We start from the raw sequence: 19,826 nt of genomic DNA on the forward strand, positions 1-19,826 counted from the left end.
CCACCCGCCCGAAACATCCCTTTGTCGGGTGGTTTTCGGCCACGCAGCTCAGGAAATTCCCTTGCCAGCACGGAGATCGGTCGGCGATGCCGCCGGTTGTCCCCAGATCTGACCGCCGCCACCGGTTGTCCACAGCCCCACCCGCGCCAAGATCAACTACCGGTCTCCGCTGGTAGAATGGTCCGGGGATGGTCCCCCAGGGACAGGGTGGGCCATGTTTCGGGGCGGGCCGGGCCGAGTTCGGGGCGGCTCGTGTTCAGGAAGTGGGTTCGGGCTCGGTCACATCGGCCGAGACGTCCACAGTGGGCTCGCCGGCATCGACCGCGACATCCTCGACGAGTTCCGGCGCGTCATCGACTGCCCACGCGTCATCGACCACCTGGGAGCCCTCGGCCCCTGACAGGTCTTCGCCCGCCGGTGAGCCTTCGACCACCCGGGAGTCTTCGGCGGCTGGCGCGTCCTCGATCAGCAGGGAGTCCTCGACTGCCGGGGAGGGCTCGACCACCGGCGCTTCCTCGACCACCGACAGGTCTTCGCCCGCCGGAGAGGCCTCGACTACGGATGCGGCAGCCTCGACTGCCGGGGTCTCCGGTTCCTCCACCGTCGGCGCGGGCTTGTCGACGGCCTTCTCGACCTTGCCGCTGCGCAGGCGCTGGGAGATCACGGCGCTGATGCCGTCGCCGCGCATGGAGACGCCGTAGAGGGCGTCGGCGATCTCCATGGTGGGCTTCTGGTGGGTGATGATCAGCAGCTGGGACTTCTCCCGCAGCTGCTCGAACAGGGAGATCAGGCGGCGCAGGTTGGTGTCGTCGAGCGCGGCCTCGACCTCGTCCATGACGTAGAAGGGCGAGGGGCGGGCGCGGAAGATGGCGACCAGCATGGCGACGGCGGCCAGGGACTTCTCACCGCCCGAGAGCAGGGACAGGCGCTTGACCTTCTTGCCGGGCGGGCGGGCCTCCAGCTCGATGCCGGTGGTCAGCATGTCGTCGGGCTCGGTGAGCACGAGCTTGCCGTCGCCGCCCGGGAACAGGACCTTGAAGACGACCTCGAACTCGCGGGCGACGTCCCAGTAGGCCTCGGTGAAGACCTCGAGGATCTTGTCGTCGACCTCCTTGACCACGGTCAGCAGATCGCGCCGGGTGGCCTTGAGGTCCTCCAGCTGGGTGGACAGGAACTTGTAGCGCTCCTCCAGCGCGGCGAACTCCTCCAGGGCCAGCGGGTTGACCTTGCCCAGTTGGGCCAGGTCCCGCTCGGCCCGCTTGGCCCGCCGGGCCTGCACGTCACGGTTGTACGGCATGGGCTGCGGCGCGGTGACGGCCTCGCCCTGCTCCTTGGCCGCCTCGTACTCGGCCAGCTCGGTCGGCGTGGGCGGCACCATGGCGTCGGGCCCGTACTCGGCGACCAGGTCGTCGAGGCCGATGCCGAACTCCTCGGCGATCCGGGTCTCCAACTGCTCCAGCCGCAGCCGCTGCTCGGCCCGCACGACCTCGTCGCGGTGCACGGCGTCGGTCAGCTTCTCCAACTCGGTGGTGAGTTCCCGGAGGCGACTGCGGAAGGTGCCCAGCGCGGCCTCGCGGTCGGCGCGGCGGGCCTGCGCGGCGTCACGGTCGGTGGCGGCGCGGTGCAGCGACGAGGCGATGCGCTGAAGCGCGGTCTCACCACCGGCGACCACGGCGTTGGCCACGACGGCGCCACGCACGCGAGCGGCTCGGGCCCGCTCGGCCCGTTCGCGGGCCTCGCGCTCGGCGCGGGCGGCTCGACGCAGCTGCTCGGCCTTGCCCTGCAACGCACGCGCCCGCTCCTCGGCGGTGCGCAGCGACAGCCGGGCGTCCATCTCGGTCTGCCGGGCCTGGTTGAGCTGGTTGGCGGCCTCGTCGCGCTCGGCGGTGTCGGGCTCCTCCTCGACCGCCTCCTCCTGCACGGCGGCGAGCCGCTCCTCCAGCTCGGCCAGCTTGCCGACGGCGTCCTCGCGGGCCTGCTCCAGCTTGATCCGCTGGCCGCCGATGCGCTCCACCTCGGCCTCGGCCGACCGCACGGCCTGGCGCAGCCGGTTGATCCGCTCGCCGGACCGGGCCCGCCGGACCTTGGCCTCGTTGAGCTGCTCCTTGAGCTCGGCGACCTCGTTGCGCCGGGTCTGCTGCTCGGCCCGGGCCCCGGCCAGCGCGGCGCCGGCGTGCTCCAGGGCCCGCTCGGCCGCGCCCAGCCTGTCCTGCGCCTCGTCGACGGCGGCCTGCACCTCGATGGTGCTCTGCGCCCGGCCCGAACCGCCGATGGCCCAGTCGGCGCCGAGCAGATCACCCTCACGGGTGGCGGCGCGCAGGCCCAGCCCGACCAGCGACCGTGCGGTCGGCAGGTCCTCGACGATGGCCACCTTCTCCAACGCGCGTTCCACGGCCGGCCGCAGCGCCTCGGGGGCCCGCACACAGTCCACGGCCCAGCGCGCACCCGGCGGCAGCATCGGCCACGTCGACCGGTCCGGCACGGGACCGCCGGCGCCGATCAACAGCCCGGCGCGACCGGAATCCGAGGACCGCAGCAGCTCCAGCGCGGCGAAGGCGTCCGAACCGCCGTTCACGGCGATGGCGTCGGCTACCGGGCCGAGTGCGGCGGCCAGGGCCACCTCGGCCCCGGGCTCCACCGTCAACAACGCGGCGACGGAACCGAGCAGGCCCGGCAGCCGGTCGCCGGCGGCCAGCAGTGCGCCGGCGCCGTCCTTGCGGGTCAGCCCCAACGACAACGCGTCGACGCGGGCCTTCCAGGACGAGATCTCCTTGTCGGCCGTGCGCTCGGCCTTGACCAGCTCCTCGACCCGGGCCCGTGCGATCTTCTCGGCCTCGGCCGCCTGGAGGTGCCGTTCCTCGACGCCGGCGTCGCCCTCGTCCTCGGTGCCGGTGACCTCCTGCTGCTCGGCCAGCTCGATGCGGGCGATCTCGGCCCGCTCGCCGGCCTCGGCCAGCGAGGTGGACAGCCGCTCGATCTCCTCGGCGGAGGCGTTGTTCTTGCTGCGCAGCGCCTCGACCTGGCCGGTCAGCCGGGCCAGGCCCTCGCGGCGGTCGGCGATCAGCCGCACGGCGGCCAGGTGGGCCTTCTCGGCGGCGGTGACCGTGCGCTCCAGCTCGGCCCGGGTCTCGCTGCTCTCGGCCAGCACGATCCGGGCCTCGGTGACGGCCTCGTTCAGCTCGGCCTCACGCTCGGCGGTCTGCTCGGCCTCGGCATCCAGCTCGTCGGGGTCGCGGCCGCCGCGGGACGCCTCGGGCGGGGCCGACAGGTGCCGGGCACGCTCCACGGCCAGCCGCACGGTGCCGCGCAGCCGCTCCTCCAGCGCCGACAGCCGGTACCAGGTCTCCTGGGCCTGCTGCAGGATCGGCGCGTCCTCGGCGACGAGCTGCTCCAGCTCGGACTGCTTGGCCGACGCCTGCTGCACCAGCTGTTCGACCTCGGTGCGCCGGGCGCGCGCCGCCGCCTCGTCGGCCTCGTCGCGGTGCAGGTCGCCGCGCTGGATGACCAGGTCGTCGGCGTGCAGGCGCAGCTTGGAGTCGCGCAGCTCGGCCTGCACGGCCTGGGCCCGGCGGGCGATCTCGGCCTGCTTGCCCAGCGGCTTGAGCTGACGGCGCAGCTCCGCGGTCAGGTCGGTCAACCGGGTCAGGTTGGCCTGCATGGCGTCCAGCTTGCGGAGCGCCTTCTCCTTGCGCTTGCGGTGCTTGAGGACGCCGGCCGCCTCCTCGATGAAGGCGCGGCGCTCCTCGGGCTTGGACTCCAGGATCGCCGAGAGCTGGCCCTGCCCGACGATGACGTGCATCTCGCGGCCGATGCCGGAGTCGCTGAGCAGCTCCTGGATGTCCAGCAGGCGGCAGGAGCTGCCGTTGATCTCGTACTCGGTGGCGCCCTCGCGGAACATCCGGCGGGTGATCGACACCTCGGTGTAGTCGATGGGCAGCGCGCCGTCGGAGTTGTCGATGGTCAGCGTCACCTCGGCCCGGCCGAGCGGGGCGCGGCCGGCGGTGCCGGCGAAGATGACGTCCTCCATCTTGCCGCCGCGCAGGCCCTTGGCGCTGCCCTCGCCCATCACCCAGCGCAGCGCGTCCAGCACGTTGGACTTGCCGGAGCCGTTGGGGCCGACGACGCAGGTGATGCCCGGCTCGAAGCGCAGCGTCGTCGCCGAGGCGAAGGACTTGAAGCCCTTCAGCGTCAGGCTCTTGAGGTGCACGTCGGTTTACCTTGTCGAGTCGCTTGCTCCGGCCGGGTTATCGGCAGAGGGTACCCGGCGGGCGGGCGGACCAGTCGCACGCTGGGCCGAACGGTGAACAATGAACTGATCCGGGCCAATTGTGTGTCAGTTCTTGACGGCGATGGTGACCGGCGTCACGGTAAGCGGTGATCCGGCTACCCAGGAGAATTCCGCCATGTCCAGAATCCTCGCCGTGGTGGCGACTGCGGCCAGCGTAGCGCTGCTGCTGCCGTCCGCCGGCACGGCCACCGCGGCACCATCGCCCTCATCCGACAGGCAGCAGGCATACGACGCGGCGGCCGCCGAATTCGGCGTCCCGGCCGAGGTCCTCCTCGGCGTGTCGTACCTGGAATCCCAGTGGAACACCTACGCCGGCACGCCCAGCGTGGCCGCCGGCTACGGCCCCATGCACCTCACGGACTTCGCCACGGCGAACACCGTGAAGAGCGCCGAGTTCGACGACAGCGACGGCCGCGGCGACGACAGCCGTCCGGCGCTGCACCCCGCACCCGCCCCGACTGGCGTGCCGGCGGCGGCACTCCAGACAGTCCAGCAGGCGGCCCAGCTCGCGGGCGTCGACGCCGCGGCGGTGCGCAGCGACCCCAAGCAGAACATCCGCGCCGGGGCCGCGCTGCTCGCGTCGTTCCAGAAACAGCGTGGCGGCAACGCCGGCGACTGGTACGCGGCCGTCGCGAAGTACAGCGGCGCCACCGACAGCGGCTCCGCGGCCGACTTCGCGGACGAGGTCTTCCAGACCATCCAACAGGGTGAGACCCGGACCACGGACGACGGACAGCTGGTCACGCTGCGTGCCGACGCCTCGGTGGCGCCGAACACCGGCCAGCTGGCCGACCTGCACCTGACGACCACCAGGTCCGACGGCGCCGAGTGCCCGCGCGGCCTGTCGTGCGAGCTGGATCCCGCCGCCTACGCGCAGTACGGCCCCGGCGTCGACGACTACGGCAACTACGACACGTCGAACCGCCCGGCCACGCAGAAGATCGACTACATCGTCATCCACGACACCGAGGCGGACTGGGCCACCACGCTCGGCCTGATCCAGGACCCCAAGTACGTCAGCTGGAACTACACGATCCGGTCCCAGGACGGGCATGTCGACCAGCACGTGCTGGCCCGCAACGTGGCCTGGCACGCGGCCAACTGGTACATCAACGCGCGGTCCATCGGCATCGAGCACGAGGGCTTCCTGGCCCAGACCGGCTGGTACACCGAGGCGATGTACCGCTCGTCGGCCAAGCTGGTGCGCTACCTGGCCGCCAAGTACCAGATCCCGTTGAACCGCCAGCACATCCTCGGCCACGACAACGTGCCCGGCATCACCGGGCCGAACATCCCCCTGCAGCACACCGATCCCGGCCCCTACTGGGACTGGGACCACTACTTCGGCCTGCTGGGCGCGCCGCGGTTCCCGTCGCTGCCGGCGCCGCCGTTCGGCATGGTGACCATCCACCCCGACATGGCCACCAACAACGTGCCGTTCACCGGCTGCGTCAAGGCCGGAACCCCTTGCCCCGCGCGGGGTTCCAGCGAGGTCGTGCTGCACTCGCAGCCCAGTGACAGCTCGCCGCTGCTGACCGACATCGGGCTGCACCCCACCGGCACGCCGCAGACCATGGACGTCAACGACGTCGGCAGCCGGGTGTCCGAGGGCCAGCAGTACGCGATCGCCGACCGCAAGGGCGACTGGCTCGCCGTCTGGTACCTGGGACAGAAGGGCTGGCTCCACGCCCGCGACGCCGTCTTCGCGGCCGGTGTCGTCGTGGCTCCCAAGCCCGGCAAGGCATCCGTGCCGATCTACGGCCGCGCCTACCCGGAGGCCTCGGCCTACCCGGCCGGCGTGACGCCGCAGGCCATCGTGCCGCAGCCGTACGTACTGGGCGCCGGACAGCGCTACGTGTTCGGCGGTGTCGCGCCGGCGCAGTACCTGCCGACGGTCTGGGATCCCACCGGCACCAAGAACAAGCCGGTGACCGGCAAGATGCGCTACTACGAGATCCAGTACGGGCACCGGGTCGAGTACGTCAACGCCGACGACGTGCAGCTCCTACCGGCCCTGTAGCACACAAAAAAGGGCCGACCTCTGGCTGAGGTCGGCCCTTTTGCTTGCTCTATCAGGCTTTCGGGGTCAGGTCCACCAGGAACTTCTGGTCCACCGTCACCACGTCCATCCGGTCGATGTCGCCGATCGAGTACGACGTCGCCGCCGGCACCTGGCTCTCGGTCTCGTTCCCGTTGCGCCACCAGCCCGAGCTCTGGGTCGACCCGTTCTTGTTGTGCACCATCAGCTGGCACACCTGGCCCGCGGGCAGGTTGGACACCGAGAGCATGATCGATGTGCCCCACGCCTTGCTGGTCAGGCCGGCACTGGCCGTGACCTTGCTGGTCTGGTCGGTCGCGTGCCACACCGCGGTCGGCTGCTCGGCGACCGGGGCACTGGCCAGCGAGCGCTGCACGAACACGGCGCTCACCGCCACCGCCGCGACCAGAACCGCCGCCATGGTCAGGAAGTTGCGGCGACTCGTGCGCTTGTCGGTCTCCCGGCTGCGACGGCGAGTGGCCGGGCCCTTCGCCTTCGCCTGCTGCGCCGGCGGTTCCGGACGCTGCGGGGCCGGCCGCTGGGGCGGTCGGGGCTGCTCCGGCACCGGCGGCACCAGGTGGCGGCCCGGGTTCGGGTCGGCCATCCGGCCCATGTCCGGCATGTGGCCGAAGTCGGGCTGGGGGCGGTTGTTCGGCCGCGGCCGGGGCAGCGGCATGGACGGATGCTCCGGCATACCGGGATCGCCCGGTGGTCCGAGGGAACTCGGGTCCAGGTCGAACCCGTCGATGTCCTCCAAGTCGGCCAAGGAGATCCGCCCCAGCAGACCCGGCAGCGGCGAGAACCGCACCAGTTCCTGCTGGCAGAACGGACATCCGGCGAGATGGCGCTCCATCTGCGAGCGCTCCCCCGGTTCGAGGGAGCCAAGCACATAGACGCCAAGGGACACTGAGTGCTGGCAGCTCATAGCTCGGTCACCCCCCGCTCCTCCAATGCTCCCCGAAGCGCGCGCAACGCGTAGAAGCAGCGCGACTTGACCGTGCCCGCGGGGACGCCCAGCACGGTTGCAGCCTCGGAGACGGTCCGACGGCAGTAGTACAGCTCCACGATGACCTGGCGATGGTCATGACTGAGCGACCGCATCGCCTCGGCAATCTGCCAGGCCTGCAATACGTGATCCAGTTCGTCGGAGCCCGAGGGCAGCTCATCGGTCTCCAGCGGAACCTCAGGTGCTCTGGCCTCCTTGCGGCGGTGACCGGAGATGATGAGGTTGCGCGCGACCGTGTACAGCCACGGGCCGGCCTGCTCGGGTTCCAGCGAGTCAGCGTGCTTCCATGCGCGCAGCAACGTCTCCTGCACGATGTCCTCGGCGTACTGGTAGTCGCCGCGCACCGCCCGCAGCACGTAGCCCAGTAGCGGCCGCCGGTAGCGGCCGTACAGCTGACGTGCCAGCTCGTCACTACGATTCGCACTCTGACCCACGAACGTCCAATACGGGGCGGGGTCCTGGGCGGTTCAGCGTTCTTCAAAACCTTTTGCGACACCCTTGGCCTCCGACCATCTCTCGACGACCAAGTCCACACGTCCAGGGGTGTCACCCGAGTTCAACGCGACCAGCAACTTGTGACAGATGGGCTCGGGCCCCTCGGCGACGACCTGCACGCGGCCGTCGGCCAGATTGGTGGCCGCGCCGTCGAGACCGAGCTCCAGCGCGCGGCTGCGGGTCCACCAGCGGAAGCCGACGCCCTGCACACGGCCGTGCACCCACACCGTGAGCCGCACGCTCTCTTCTGTCATCTGGCAATGATCTCGCGCACCGCCTCCCACCTGCCCCGGGAGGTGGCGAGTGGCCGGGTGTACCCCGTTCGCCCGCCCGTGTGTCACCCATTAGTGGTACGGTCGCGCGCCGTGAGCCCCCGAAGCAGACGACCGGCCACGGCCGGCATGCTCGTCGGACTGACCCTCGGCGCCGCGTGCGCCGGTGGCGCGTCGGTCGCCGTCGGGCCCGCGACCCTGACCGGAGTGCTCCTCGGCCAGTCGAGCCCGCTGACCACGGCCCCCGTGACGCAGCAGCTGGGCAACGCCGCCGGACACGAGCAGAACAGCCGCCTGGTCACGTCCACCGGCGGTCAGCCGACCGAGACGACCACGGCGTCGACCACCACGACCACCAGCACGACCACGGCGACCAGCACCACCACGACCACCTCGGAGCCGCCGCCGAGCACCACCACCGAGGCCCCGACCACCACCGCCAAGCCGCCGGCCAACCCCGGGTCGGCCGCGGAGGTGGTCCGGCTGGTCAACGTGGAGCGGGCCAAGGTCGGCTGCAAGGACCTGACCGAGGACAAGCGGCTGGACAACGCCGCCCAGGGCCACAGCGACGACATGTCGGCCCACAGTTACTTCTCCCACACCTCGCAGGACGGGCGGACGTTCGTCGACCGCGAGCGCAACGCCGGCTACACCAACGCCGGCGGCGAGAACATCGCCGAGGGCTACACCAGCCCCGAGGCCGTCATGGACGGCTGGATGCACTCCGACGGGCACCGCCGCAACATCCTGGACTGCTCGTTCACCACCATCGGGGTCGGCGTGACCACCAAGGGGTGGTACTGGGTGCAGGACTTCGGCAGGTAACCGCGTGGAGTTGAGTGTGTTCACCGGATCGCGTGACGCCCGTACTGAGTGCTTTTCACTCACGCCGACACGACCCGTATTCTCTGGCCGGGGCGGTAACGAGGAGGTCACGTGAGCGAGCCTGCGAGCGAACGATCGAACACAGTAGCGGCGCTCACGCTGCCGACGAAGGAGGCCGCGTGAGCGAGCCCGAGCGGGCACTGCTGAGCCCGCCGAAGCGCAGCGGCGCGTCACGGTCGTCGGCCAGGGTCATCATGGCCGCGGCCGGTGTCGTCGTGGCGACGGCGTTCGCCTCGGTGGCGGCGATGGCGGCCGGGCAGAGCGCCGCGCCGCAGTCCCAGAACCAGAACGTGGACCCCGCCTCGCAGCAGTTCGGCGGCTCGACGCAGACCACCGACGCCGACGGCGACACCACCAGCGGCGGCGACACCACGAGCAGCAGCAGCTCGTCGACCAGCAAGTCGTCCACGTCGAAGACCAGCGCGTCCAAGACGACCACGGTCACGAGCACGACGAAGCAGGCCGGCAGCAACCCGCCGCCCAACACCGACCCGATCCCGACCACGGGCGGCAACTCGTCGACCACGACCACCACGACGACCACCACCACGACGCCCCCGTCGTCCACCACGACCACGACCAACCCCGGTGGCACCAACCCGAGTTGATCAAGCGGGTAAATTGGGGATGGCGGGGTGGGTGGACCGCATGGCCCGACTCTCCATGGTCAGGCCGCCAGGTCGCGCCGGCTTATGACACTCGTGCGGCGGGCCAGGGCGACGGCGTAGTCGGCGAAGCGCTCGTAGTTCTGGCTCAACACCGTGGCATCCACCGCGGTGGCGACGCCGTGGGGCCAGTCCTCGCGCGTGACAGTGGCGAACACCGCTCGGTGCAGGTCGTCCATGATGTCGTCGCTGGCGTCCAGGAAGGCCGCCAGCTCCGAGTCGCCCGTGCGGACCACCTGTTCCGCCGTGCTGGCCAGGGTGATCGCGAGCTGGCCCATGTCCGCGAACGGCACACGCAGCTCGTCCGGCAGCACGTGCGCCGGGTACCGTCGGCGCGCCGCCCGGGCGATGTGCACCGCCAGGTCGCCCATGCGCTCCAGGGTGTCCACGGCGTGCACCGCAGTCAGGACGACGCGCAGATCCGTCGTCGCCAGCAGTTGTTCCTCGCACTCGGCCCGGGATCGGGCCAGTGCGGAGTCGCCCGTGATGACCTTCTCCGCCATCGCCGGGTCGGCGTCGAGCAGCGCCACGCTGGCGTGCCGCATGGCCTCCCCGACCTGGCGGCACAGGTCGGCCAGCCGGTCGAGCCGATGGTGCTTGACCTTGCCCACCCCGCCGAGGCTAGGCGCGCGTTCACGGCCGCGGGTGGCGCCGCCGCAATCCTGACGCGACCCGAACGCGGGTGTGCCGGGCCGACCGTTGGCGGACGGCCGACCCGGGTCTCACCCTCACCCTTTCGGGTGCGGAATCTCAGGCGGCTCCGCCGCTGTTGGCGATCCACTGACCGCCGGTCTGCCTGGCCTGCTTGCGGGCCTCCAGCAACGCGGAGATGACCAGGTCGACCTCCTCGTCGGAGAGGAACGCGACCTCGCCCGGTGGCGCCTGCAGCACCACCTTGTCGCCAGCAGACCACACGCGCATGGCCCGGCGCTTCTTGCCGAACCCGAGACAGGACACCTCGTGGCCCTCTGGTGAGCTCATGGCCAACTCCTCCCTGCGAGAGGCTGGGGTCGCGGCCGGGATCCTGGGGGTAGCCGCACCTCTCGCACGATCACGTAGAACATAGGCATACGCACCGCAGTTGTTACGCACTCTAACTGTCGAGTTTGCGTCCGAACGGGTGATGTTGTGTCAGCAAACAGGACAAGTTGTCACCATTTGTAAAGGTCGTCGTCCGCTCAACAACATGACCCACCGCTGTCGATCGCCCATCCGGCGTCACTAGGCCACCTCGAGCTCCGTTCGGCCGCACCGCCACCTGCACGTGCAGCCACACAAGGCGGGGCCCACTCGTAGCTGTACGGGCTCATCCGACCACGGGGCGTACAATCGATGGATCACGCAGGCCGATGGCCGCATGGCACCCCGGAAAAGGAAAACGGCCCCTTGGCGGGGCCGTCGGGTCAACCCTGTTACCGGTTGACGGGGTACGCACAGCATACACAGCCCCTCCACGGCCGCACAAATGAGGATGCTCAGTGGCTCGCGTCATCGCTTACGTCGACGGCTTCAACCTGTACTACGGCCTGCGCGCCAGGTACCGGCGCCGCTATCTCTGGCTAGATCTGGAACGCCTCGTCCAGCGAATGCGTCGCAGCGACGAGGTCGTCAAGATCAAGTACTTCACCGCGCTGGTACTCGACGACGACCCCGCGGTCCTCCGGCAGCAGCACTACCTCAGCGCCCTCAAAGCACACAGCGGCGAGAAGATCGACATCGTGCTGGGGCGCTATCAACGCTCGGACGTCGTCTGCACGCAGTGCGGGCACCAGCGGGTCAAGTACGAGGAGAAGGAGACGGACGTCAACATCGCGGCCTCGCTCATCGCCGACACGGCGAAACAGGCTTCGGACAAGGCATTTGTCATCTCCGCCGACAGCGACCTATGCCCTGCGATCCGCACCGCCTACCAGCTCGACCCGGGTCGCGAGGTGATCGCCGCCTTTCCACCGGCCCGCAGCTCGTTCGCGATCCGCACGCTCGTGCCCGCGACGTTTGTCATCAGCCACACGATGGTCCGTAACTCGCTACTGCCGGACACAGTCGTGGACCCGGCCACCGGACAGAAGTTCACACGACCGACCAACTGGTATTGAGCTCCGCTCACGTCTCGAAGCGGTAGCCCATGCCGGGTTCGGTGAGCAGGTGGCGGGGGTGGGAGGGCTCGGGTTCGAGCTTGCGGCGGAGCTGGGCGAGGTAGACGCGGAGGTAGTGGGACTCGGTGGCGTACTGGGGGCCCCAGACGTCCTGGAGGAGCTGCTTCTGGGCGACGAGGCGGCCGCGGTTGCGGACGAGGACCTCCAGCACGCCCCACTCGGTGGGGGTGAGGTGGACCTCGGAGCCGTCGCGGTGGACCTTCTTGGCGGCCAGGTCGACGGTGAAGGACGAGGTCTCGACGACGGCCTCCTCGCCGTCTGCGGCGGAGGAAGCGGAGCGGCGGACGGCCGCGCGGAGGCGGGCGAGGAGCTCGTCCATGCCGAAGGGCTTGGTGACGTAGTCGTCGGCGCCGGCGTCGAGGGCCTCGACCTTGTCGGAGGAGTCGGTGCGGGCGGACAGGACGAGGATGGGCACGGTGGTCCAGCCGCGAAGGCCGGCGATGACGTCGGTGCCGTCGAGGTCGGGCAGGCCCAGGTCCAGCACCACGACGTCGGGTTTGGCCTCGGCGGCGGCACGAAGCGCGCTGGCGCCGTCGTGGGCGGTGAGGACCTGGTAGCCCCGGGCGGACAGGTTGATCCGCAGGGCCCGCACGATCTGCGGCTCGTCGTCGACGACCAGCACCTTTGTCATGCTTCCTCCTTGGCCGGCAACGAGATCACCACGGTCAGGCCGCCGCCAGGGGTGTCCTCGGCGGTGATGGCGCCGCCCATGGCCTCGGTGAATCCCTTGGCCACGCTCAACCCCAGTCCGACCCCGCTGGTCGCGTCCCGGTCCCCCAACCGCTGGAAAGGCTGGAACAGCGCGTCCCCGGCGCCCTTGGGCAGGCCGCGACCCCGGTCCACGACCCGCAGCTCCACCTGTGAGGCGTGCGCGCTGGCCCGGACCTCGACGACGGGCTCGCCGTTCACGCTGCTCCCCGGCCGCCCATGGCGCAAGGCGTTGTCGATCACGTTGGCCACCACCCGTTCGAGCAGGCCGGCGTCGGCCAGCACCAACGGCAGCCGCTCGTCGACGTCGACCAGCACGTGACGGCGGTCGTCGATGCCGGACAGGGCCAGGGCGACAACCTCGTCGTACGCCACGGCCCGCAGCTGCGGCTGCACGGCGCCGGTGGCGAGCCGAGAGGAGTCGAGCAGGTTGTCGACGAGCCCGGCGAGCCGGTCGGCGGACTCCTCGACGGTGGCGAGGAGCTCGCCGGTGTCCTCTTCGGACAGACGGAGCTCGGGGTCGCGCAGGCTGCCGGCGGCGGCCTTGATCGAGGTCAGCGGCGTGCGAAGGTCGTGCCCCACAGCGGAAAGCAGTGCGGTCCGCAGCTCGGTGGTCTCGGCCCGACGCTGGGCGTCGGCGGTCTGGGCGGCCATTCGCTGCTGCCGCAAGGCCAACAGCGCCTGCCCGGCGGCGGCTTCGAGCGCCCGCCGGTCGGCGGCCTCCAAAGCCTTGCCCCGCAACGCCAAATGCACCTCGGGCGTCACGGGAACGTCCACATCGGCCTCATCGGGTTCATCGCACGGCGTGGGCCCGACGCAGGCGACGCGCTCCCATTTGCCGTGCCGGTGCTCCAACAGCGCCACGGAGGTGAGCCCGAAGTTCTCCCGTACCTTCTCCAACAGCCGCACCAACGGATACGGGCTGGTGAGCACGGTTCGCGCGTACGACGCCAGCAGGGCGGCCTCGGTACGGGCCCGCGCTGCCTGCTCGGCCCGCCGCGCGGCGCGGTCGACGACCAGGGCCACCATCACCGCGACGATGACCATGGCGAAGAGGGTGATCACGTTCTCCCCGTCGGCCACGGTCAGCGAGTACAGCGGCGGCGTGAAGAAGAAGTTCAGCAGCCCGGCCGACAACGCCGCCGCGACGACCGCGGGCCCGACGCCGCCGACGAGGGCGACGATCACCGTGGCGAGGAAGTAGTCGACGGTGTCGGTGGAGATCGAGATGGTGCCGTGCAGCAGCACCCCGATCCCGGTGGCGACCAACGGGATCACGATCGACAGCGCCCAGCCCAGCAGCTGCCGCCTGGGCGTCAGCGGGCTGCGGCCGAACTTCCACTTGAAGGCCCGCTTGGCCTCGCTGTGGGTGACCATGTGCACGTCGATCGGCCCGGACTCCTGCACGACGGTGGCGCCGATGCCCTCCTCGAACAGCCGCGCCACCCGCGACCGCCGGGAGGTGCCGAGCACGAGCTGGGTGGCGTTCACGCCGCGGGCGAAGTCCAGCAGCGCGGTCGGCACGTCGTCGCCGACCACGGTGTGGAAGGACGCGCCCATGTCGTCGGCCAGCCGCCGGTACTTGGCCACCTTGTCCGCCGGCGCGCCCTGTAGACCGTCGCCGCGCAGGATGTGCAGCACGAGCAGCTCGGCCCCGGCCCGGGTGGCGATGCGCCGGGCGCGCCGGATCAGGGTCTCGCTCTCCGGCCCGGCGGTGACGGCCACCACCACCCGTTCCCGGGTCTCCCAGGTCTCGGTGATCTTCTGCTCGGAGCGGTACCGCTGCAGCGCCACGTCGACCTGGTCGGCCACCCACAGCAGGGCCAGCTCGCGCAGCGCGGTCAGGTTGCCGACCCGAAAGTAGTTGCCCAGGGCGGCATCGATCTTGCGGGCCGGGTAGACGTTGCCGTGGGCCAGGCGCCGCCGCAGCGCCTCGGGCGTGATGTCGACGAGCTCGATCTGCTCGGCCGTGCGCACGAACTGGTCGGGCACGGTTTCGTGCTGCGCCACGCCGGTGATGCGTTCGACCACGTCGTTGAGGCTTTCCAGGTGCTGCACGTTGACGGTGGACAGCACGTCGATGCCGGCGTCGAGCAGCTCCTCGATGTCCCGCCAGCGCTTGTCGTTGCGCGAGCCGGGCACGTTGGTGTGGGCGAGCTCGTCGACCAGCGCGACCTCCGGCCCACGGGCCAGGACGGCGTCGACGTCCATCTCCTCGAAGTCGAGGCCGCGGTGGCTGAGGTGCTTGCGCGGCACCACTTCCAGGCCCTCGACCAGCTGCGCGGTCTTCTCCCGGCCGTGGGTCTCGACGAGACCCACGACCACGTCGGTGCCGCGGTCGGCGCGGCGGCGCGCCTCGCCGAGCATCGCGAAGGTCTTGCCGACCCCCGGCGCTGCCCCGAGGTAGATGCGCAGCTCGCCGCGCCGCGGTTTCTCCGGTTGCACGTCGCTCAGTCTGCCCTGGTCAGCGCTTCGCCGCCTGGACGGCCAGGTTCAACGCGAGCACGTTGACCCCGGGCTCGCCGAGGAAACCGGCCCCGCGCCCGCCGGTGTCGTCCGTGACGATCTTCGTCACCTGGTCCACGGACAGCCCGTTGACCCGCGCCACCCGGGCGATCTGGAGCCTGGCGTAGTCCGGGCTGATCGCCGGGTCCAGACCCGAGCCGGACGCCGTCACGGCGTCGGCCGGCACCTGGTCCGCCGAGACGCCTTCGCGCTTGGCGATGGCCTCCTTGCGCGCCTTGATCTGCGCCACCAGCACCGGGTTGTCGGCCGCCAGGTTGGACGGGGCCGAGGTGGCGGCGTCGTTGTCGGCCAGACCCAGCTTGGTGTTGTCGGTGGCGGAGAAGTCGGACGCCGTCGCCGAGGGGCGGGTGTGGAAGTACGGATCGTGGTCCGGGTCCTTGGCCACCGGGTTGAGCCCGATCAGCGAGGACCCGACGGGCTTGCCGTCCACGGTCACGATCGAGCCATTGGCCTGGGCCGACAGCCCCGGGACCTGGCCGATTCCCCACACCAGGAGGGGGTAGACGATCCCGAGCAGCACCGTCATCAGCAGCACCATCCGGAGTCCGGCGGCGGTCTGCTTGACCAGTCCTGAACGCACGACGATCACCCGATTCCAGGGATGAGACGGATCACGAGGTCGATGAGCCAGATGCCGGCGAATGGCGTGATGACGCCGCCGACTCCGTAGATCAACAGGTTGCGGCGCAACAGCTTGGATGCGCTGGAGGGCCGGTAGCGCACGCCACGCAGGGCCAGCGGGATCAGCAGCACGATGATCAGCGCGTTGAAGATGACCGCGGACAGGATGGCCGAGGTGGGTGTGGCCAGGTGCATGACGTTGAGCCGGCCCAGCCCCGGGTAGATGGCCGCGAACATGGCCGGCAGGATGGCGAAGTACTTGGCCAGGTCGTTGGCGATGCTGAAGGTGGTCAGCGCGCCCCGGGTGATCAGCAGCTGCTTGCCGATCTCCACGATCTCGATCAGCTTGGTCGGGTCCGAGTCGAGGTCGACCATGTTGCCGGCCTCCTTCGCGGCCGACGTGCCGGTGTTCATGGCCACGCCGACGTCGGCCTGGGCCAGCGCGGGCGCGTCGTTGGTGCCGTCGCCGGTCATCGCGACGAGCTTGCCGCCCTCCTGCTCCTTGCGGATCAGGGCCATCTTGTCCTCGGGCTTGGCCTCGGCCAGGAAGTCGTCCACGCCGGCCTCGGCGGCGATGGCCCGCGCGGTCAGCGGGTTGTCGCCCGTGATCATCACGGTCTTGATGCCCATGGCCCGCAGCTCGTCGAAGCGCTCCCTCATGCCCGGCTTGACCACATCGGACAGTCGGATCACGCCGCACACCACGGCAACGCCGCCGGAAAGCTCCGCGCACACCAGCGGCGTGCCGCCGTCGCCGCTGATCCGGTCCACGGTCTCATGCACTTCATCCGGCACCTGACCACCGTTTTCGGTGACCCAGACCCGCACGGCGCTGGCGGCGCCCTTGCGGATCTGGCGGTCGCCGATATCCATACCGGACATGCGCGTCTGCGCGGTGAACGGCACGTTGAGAACCTCGCCGACCAGTTCGGTGGCGCTGACCCTCGCCGGAATCCCGAGATGGGCGGCGCAGAACTCGACGATACTGCGTCCTTCCGGCGTCTCGTCGGCCAGGCTGGACAGCCGTGCGACGGTCGCCAGTTCGTCCATAGTGGACGAACCGACCGGGATCAGCTCGGTGGCGCGGCGGTTGCCGAAGGTGATGGTGCCGGTCTTGTCCAGCAGCAACGTGTCCACGTCGCCGGCGGCCTCGACCGCGCGGCCGGACATGGCCAGCACGTTGCGCTGCACCAGCCGGTCCATGCCGGCGATGCCGATGGCCGACAGCAGCGCGCCGATGGTGGTGGGGATCAGGCAGACCAGCAGCGCGGTCAGCACGATCACCGACTGCTCGCTGCCGGAGTAGATCGCCATCGGCTGCAGCGCCACGACGGCCAGCAGGAAGATGATCGTCAGCACCGCGAGCAGGATGGTCAGCGCGATCTCGTTCGGCGTCTTCTGCCGGGAAGCGCCTTCCACCAAGGCGATCATGCGGTCCACGAAGGACTCGCCGGGTCGGGTCGTGATCTTGACGACGATCCGGTCGGACAGCACGGTGGTGCCGCCGGTGACGGCGGACCGGTCGCCGCCGGACTCCCGGATGACCGGGGCCGACTCGCCGGTGATGGCCGACTCATCGACGGTGGCGATGCCCTCGATGACGTCACCGTCGCCGGGAATGACCTCGCCCGCCTCGACGACGACCAGATCACCGATGGTCAATTCGGTGCCGGGAACCCGTTCTTCGCTGCCGTCCTCCCGTAGACGGCGTGCGACGGACTCCTTCTTGCTGCGGCGCAAGGAATCCGCCTGCGCCTTGCCCCGGCCCTCGGCGACGGCCTCGGCCAGGTTGGCGAACAACACCGTGAACCACAGCCAGATCGTGGCGGCGATGGAGAACACCGACGGCTGGGTGATCGCGAACACTGTGGACAGTGCCGACCCGATCCACACCACGAACATGACCGGGTTGCGCATCTGGTGCCGTGGATTGAGCTTGCGCAGCGCGTCGGGCAGCGAGCTCAGCAGCTGGCGTGGATTGAAGGCGCCGGCCGACAGCTTGCGCCCCGCGTTCTCCGCGTGGTGGCGGTCCACCTCCTCCACGGAACGCGGCTGGGAATCAGTGGTGGTGGTCATGACATCGCCTCCGCGATGGGGCCGAGAGCGAGCGCCGGGACGAAGGTCAGCGCGGCGACGAGGAGCACGGTGCCGGCCACCATGGACGCGAACAGCGGTCCGCTGGTGGGCAGCGTGCCGGCCGACGGCGGGATCTTCCGCTGGCTGGCCAGGCCGCCGGCCAGGCCGAGCACGGCCAGGATGGGGATGAACCGGCCGAACGCCATCGCGACGCCGAGGGTGGACTCGAACCAGTCGTTGGTGACGGTGAGGCCGCCGAAGGCGCTGCCGTTGTTGTTGGACGCCGAGGCGTAGGCGTAGAGGACCTCGGACAGGCCGTGAGCGCCGCTGTTGGTCAGCGCCGCGCCGGTGGAGGGCAGCACCACCGCGATGCCGGCGAGCACGAGAACCAGGGTGGGCATGGCCAGCATGGCGATCGAGGCCATGGTGACCTCGCGCCGTCCGAGCTTCTTGCCCAGGTACTCGGGTGTGCGGCCGACCATCAGGCCCGCGAGGAACACGGCGATGATGGCGAACACCAGGATGCTGTACAGGCCGGTGCCGGTGCCGCCGGGCGATATCTCGCTGAACAGCATGTTCAGCATCGCACCGCCGCCGCCGAGGCCGGAGAAGCTGTCGTGGGCGGCGTTCACCGCGCCCGTCGAGGTGCCCGTGGTGGAGTCGGCGAACAGCGACGAGCCGGGGATGCCGAACCGGGTCTCCTTGCCCTCCATGCCGGCCCCGGCCAGCAGCGCGGCCGGGCCGTTGGGGTGCGCCTCGGCCCACCAGATCACCGCGAGCATGCCGCCCCACAGCAACGCCATCACCGACAGGATCGTGTAGCCCTGCTTCTTGTCGGCCACCATCACCCCGAACGTGCGGGTGAGGCTGACCGGGATCACCAGCAGCAGGAAGATCTCGAGGAGATTGGTCCACGAGTTGGGGTTCTCGAACGGGTGGGCCGAGTTGGCGTTGAAGATGCCGCCGCCGTTGGTGCCCAACTCCTTGATGGCCTCCTGGCTCGCGGTCGGGGCCAGCGCGATGGTGTGCTGGCTGCCGTCGAGCGCCGTCACGGCGATACCGCCGGACAGGCTGTCCACCACGCCGAGCGCGATGAGCACCATCGCGAAGACGAAGGCGATCGGCAGCAGGATCCGGATCACCGTGCGGGTCAGGTCCACCCACAGGTTGCCGACGCGGTCGGTGCCGGCGCGCATGAAGCCGCGCACCAGGGCCACGGCCACGCACATGCCGACCGCCGCCGAGACGAAGTTCTGCACGGTCAGGCCGGCCATCTGCACCAGGTGGCCGTAGGCCTGCTCCGGCACGTAGGACTGCCAGTTGGTGTTGGTGACGAAGCTGATCGCGGTGTTGAACGCGGTCGCGGGGTTGATCTCCGGCCGGCCCAGCCCCAGCGGCAGCACGGTTTGCAGGCGCTGCAACAGGTACAGCGCGACGACGGAGGCGAAGGAAAACCCGATCACGCCGTAGGCGTAGGTGGTCCAGCGCTGGTCGGAGTCGGCGTCGACGCGAACCGCCCTGTACAGCGCGCGTTCCAGCCGCCAGTGCTTGGCGCTCAGGTAGGCGCGGGCCATGTGGTCGCCCAGCGGCTTGTAGACCGCCGCGAGCGCGGCCAACAGCAGCGCGACCTGGAGCAAGCCGGCAACAGTGTCGTTCATGTCAGAACTTCTCCGGCTTGATCAGGGCGACGAACAGGTAGACGAGCAACAGCAGGGCGAGCACGCCGCCGAGGACGTTCGCCAGGAGACCGGCCCCGTTCACAGCCGCTCCAAACCACGCACCATGAGTGCGAGCACTCCGAAGACGCCGATCACCAGCACGGCGTAGGCCAGGTCGGCCATGACGCGCCTTTCCCCTCACGCGAAGCAGTCACCCGGACGGCGACCGCGATCGAGACGAGCGTGCATCGGCGGTCACCGCCCGAGCCCCGGCCTGACAGCCTCTTGACGCCCGTCGGCGCGGCATTGACGCGATATTGACGCGCCGGTGAGCCAGGTCTCCCACCCGATCAGGTGACGCCCGAACGGACCGTGACCAGCAGCCGCGAAAACCGATGCAGGGAAGGACGCCTTACCTGCGTTCAACGCAGG

Annotated in this window: 16 protein-coding genes; 3 read left to right on the forward strand and 13 right to left on the reverse strand. The window is 70.2% G+C overall.

The window, feature by feature from the left end; all coding sequences use genetic code 11:
• Positions 1–256: 256 nt before the first annotated feature.
• Complete coding sequence (gene smc, locus AB0M73_RS36800; protein ID WP_363901068.1) at positions 257–4,207, reverse strand: chromosome segregation protein SMC; 3,951 nt, start codon at positions 4,205–4,207, stop codon at positions 257–259.
• Positions 4,208–4,403: 196 nt separating this feature from the next.
• Here smc and AB0M73_RS36805 point away from each other — a divergent pair, with 196 nt between their 5' ends.
• Positions 4,404–6,308, forward strand: a complete 1,905-nt coding sequence (locus AB0M73_RS36805; protein WP_363901071.1) for an N-acetylmuramoyl-L-alanine amidase — start codon at positions 4,404–4,406, stop codon at positions 6,306–6,308.
• A 52-nt stretch (positions 6,309–6,360) separates the two neighbouring features.
• On the opposite strand, the gene AB0M73_RS36810 is transcribed toward AB0M73_RS36805, so the two are convergent.
• The 3 genes from AB0M73_RS36810 to AB0M73_RS36820 form a co-directional block, all read right to left on the reverse strand.
• Positions 6,361–7,179, reverse strand: a complete 819-nt coding sequence (locus AB0M73_RS36810) for a twin-arginine translocation signal domain-containing protein (RefSeq protein ID WP_363901074.1) — start codon at positions 7,177–7,179, stop codon at positions 6,361–6,363.
• A gap of 68 nt (positions 7,180–7,247) precedes the next feature.
• The gene (locus AB0M73_RS36815) at positions 7,248–7,766 is read right to left on the reverse strand and encodes a sigma-70 family RNA polymerase sigma factor (RefSeq protein WP_363901077.1); all 519 of its coding nucleotides are present in this window, start codon (positions 7,764–7,766) and stop codon (positions 7,248–7,250) included.
• A 33-nt stretch (positions 7,767–7,799) separates the two neighbouring features.
• A complete protein-coding gene (locus AB0M73_RS36820) occupies positions 7,800–8,081 on the reverse strand; it encodes an acylphosphatase (protein WP_363901080.1) in 282 nt (93 codons plus the stop codon).
• A 111-nt stretch (positions 8,082–8,192) separates the two neighbouring features.
• On the opposite strand from AB0M73_RS36820, the gene AB0M73_RS36825 reads away from it, so the two are divergent.
• Entirely contained in the window at positions 8,193–8,924 is a 732-nt protein-coding gene (locus tag AB0M73_RS36825; RefSeq protein ID WP_363901083.1) for a CAP domain-containing protein, read from the forward strand.
• 154 nt (positions 8,925–9,078) lie between these two features.
• Here AB0M73_RS36825 and AB0M73_RS36830 read toward each other — a convergent pair whose 3' ends face one another.
• The 3 genes from AB0M73_RS36830 to AB0M73_RS36840 all read right to left on the reverse strand — a co-directional run bounded on the left by AB0M73_RS36830 (position 9,079) and on the right by AB0M73_RS36840 (position 10,630).
• A complete protein-coding gene (locus AB0M73_RS36830) occupies positions 9,079–9,579 on the reverse strand; it encodes a hypothetical protein (RefSeq protein ID WP_363901086.1) in 501 nt (166 codons plus the stop codon).
• 72 nt (positions 9,580–9,651) lie between these two features.
• Positions 9,652–10,260 carry a PhoU domain-containing protein gene (locus AB0M73_RS36835; RefSeq protein WP_363901088.1) on the reverse strand — a complete coding sequence of 203 codons (609 nt, stop codon included), beginning with the start codon at positions 10,258–10,260 and terminating at the stop codon, positions 9,652–9,654.
• Positions 10,261–10,399: 139 nt separating this feature from the next.
• Positions 10,400–10,630: a hypothetical protein gene (locus tag AB0M73_RS36840; RefSeq protein ID WP_363901091.1), complete on the reverse strand. Its 231-nt coding sequence runs from the start codon at positions 10,628–10,630 to the stop codon at positions 10,400–10,402.
• A gap of 497 nt (positions 10,631–11,127) precedes the next feature.
• Between AB0M73_RS36840 and AB0M73_RS36845 the strand changes: the two genes are divergently transcribed.
• On the forward strand, positions 11,128–11,745 hold the full coding sequence (locus AB0M73_RS36845; RefSeq protein ID WP_363901094.1) for an NYN domain-containing protein: 618 nt from the start codon (positions 11,128–11,130) through the stop codon (positions 11,743–11,745).
• Between the two features lie 7 nt (positions 11,746–11,752).
• On the opposite strand, the gene AB0M73_RS36850 is transcribed toward AB0M73_RS36845, so the two are convergent.
• Genes AB0M73_RS36850 through kdpF form a run of 6 tightly spaced genes read right to left on the reverse strand, consistent with a single transcriptional unit; the run spans position 11,753 to position 19,497 of the window.
• A complete protein-coding gene (locus AB0M73_RS36850) occupies positions 11,753–12,436 on the reverse strand; it encodes a response regulator (RefSeq protein ID WP_043722772.1) in 684 nt (227 codons plus the stop codon).
• On the reverse strand, positions 12,433–14,958 hold the full coding sequence (locus tag AB0M73_RS36855) for a sensor histidine kinase KdpD (protein ID WP_363901098.1): 2,526 nt from the start codon (positions 14,956–14,958) through the stop codon (positions 12,433–12,435). The genes AB0M73_RS36850 and AB0M73_RS36855 overlap by 4 nt, the downstream gene beginning before the upstream one ends.
• 19 nt (positions 14,959–14,977) lie before the next feature.
• Positions 14,978–15,619 carry a K(+)-transporting ATPase subunit C gene (gene kdpC / locus AB0M73_RS36860; protein ID WP_363901101.1) on the reverse strand — a complete coding sequence of 214 codons (642 nt, stop codon included), beginning with the start codon at positions 15,617–15,619 and terminating at the stop codon, positions 14,978–14,980.
• Between the two features lie 5 nt (positions 15,620–15,624).
• Positions 15,625–17,736 (reverse strand): potassium-transporting ATPase subunit KdpB, encoded by a 2,112-nt coding sequence (gene kdpB, locus AB0M73_RS36865; protein WP_363901104.1) that lies wholly within the window; start codon positions 17,734–17,736, stop codon positions 15,625–15,627.
• Complete coding sequence (kdpA, locus tag AB0M73_RS36870; RefSeq protein WP_363901107.1) at positions 17,733–19,394, reverse strand: potassium-transporting ATPase subunit KdpA; 1,662 nt, start codon at positions 19,392–19,394, stop codon at positions 17,733–17,735. Before kdpA ends, kdpB begins: the two co-directional genes overlap by 4 nt.
• A gap of 1 nt (position 19,395) precedes the next feature.
• Positions 19,396–19,497 carry a K(+)-transporting ATPase subunit F gene (kdpF, locus tag AB0M73_RS36875; protein WP_363901110.1) on the reverse strand — a complete coding sequence of 34 codons (102 nt, stop codon included), beginning with the start codon at positions 19,495–19,497 and terminating at the stop codon, positions 19,396–19,398.
• Positions 19,498–19,826: the final 329 nt, after the last annotated feature.

It is taken from the genome of Kutzneria sp. NPDC051319 (assembly GCF_040682195.1).
Taxonomy (GTDB): Bacteria; Actinomycetota; Actinomycetes; order Mycobacteriales; family Pseudonocardiaceae; genus Kutzneria.

What these genes read in the sequence shown, in the direction of transcription:
- AB0M73_RS36840 (WP_363901091.1), bottom strand. Translation starts at nt 10,630, where the DNA reads ATGAGCTCACCAGAGGGCCACGAGGTGTCCTGTCTCGGGTTCGGCAAG.
- AB0M73_RS36820 (WP_363901080.1), bottom strand. Translation starts at nt 8,081, where the DNA reads ATGACAGAAGAGAGCGTGCGGCTCACGGTGTGGGTGCACGGCCGTGTG.
- AB0M73_RS36850 (WP_043722772.1), bottom strand. Translation starts at nt 12,436, where the DNA reads ATGACAAAGGTGCTGGTCGTCGACGACGAGCCGCAGATCGTGCGGGCC.
- kdpB (WP_363901104.1), bottom strand. Translation starts at nt 17,736, where the DNA reads ATGACCACCACCACTGATTCCCAGCCGCGTTCCGTGGAGGAGGTGGAC.
- AB0M73_RS36810 (WP_363901074.1), bottom strand. Translation starts at nt 7,179, where the DNA reads ATGGAGCGCCATCTCGCCGGATGTCCGTTCTGCCAGCAGGAACTGGTG.
- kdpA (WP_363901107.1), bottom strand. Translation starts at nt 19,394, where the DNA reads ATGAACGACACTGTTGCCGGCTTGCTCCAGGTCGCGCTGCTGTTGGCC.
- AB0M73_RS36805 (WP_363901071.1), top strand. Translation starts at nt 4,404, where the DNA reads ATGTCCAGAATCCTCGCCGTGGTGGCGACTGCGGCCAGCGTAGCGCTG.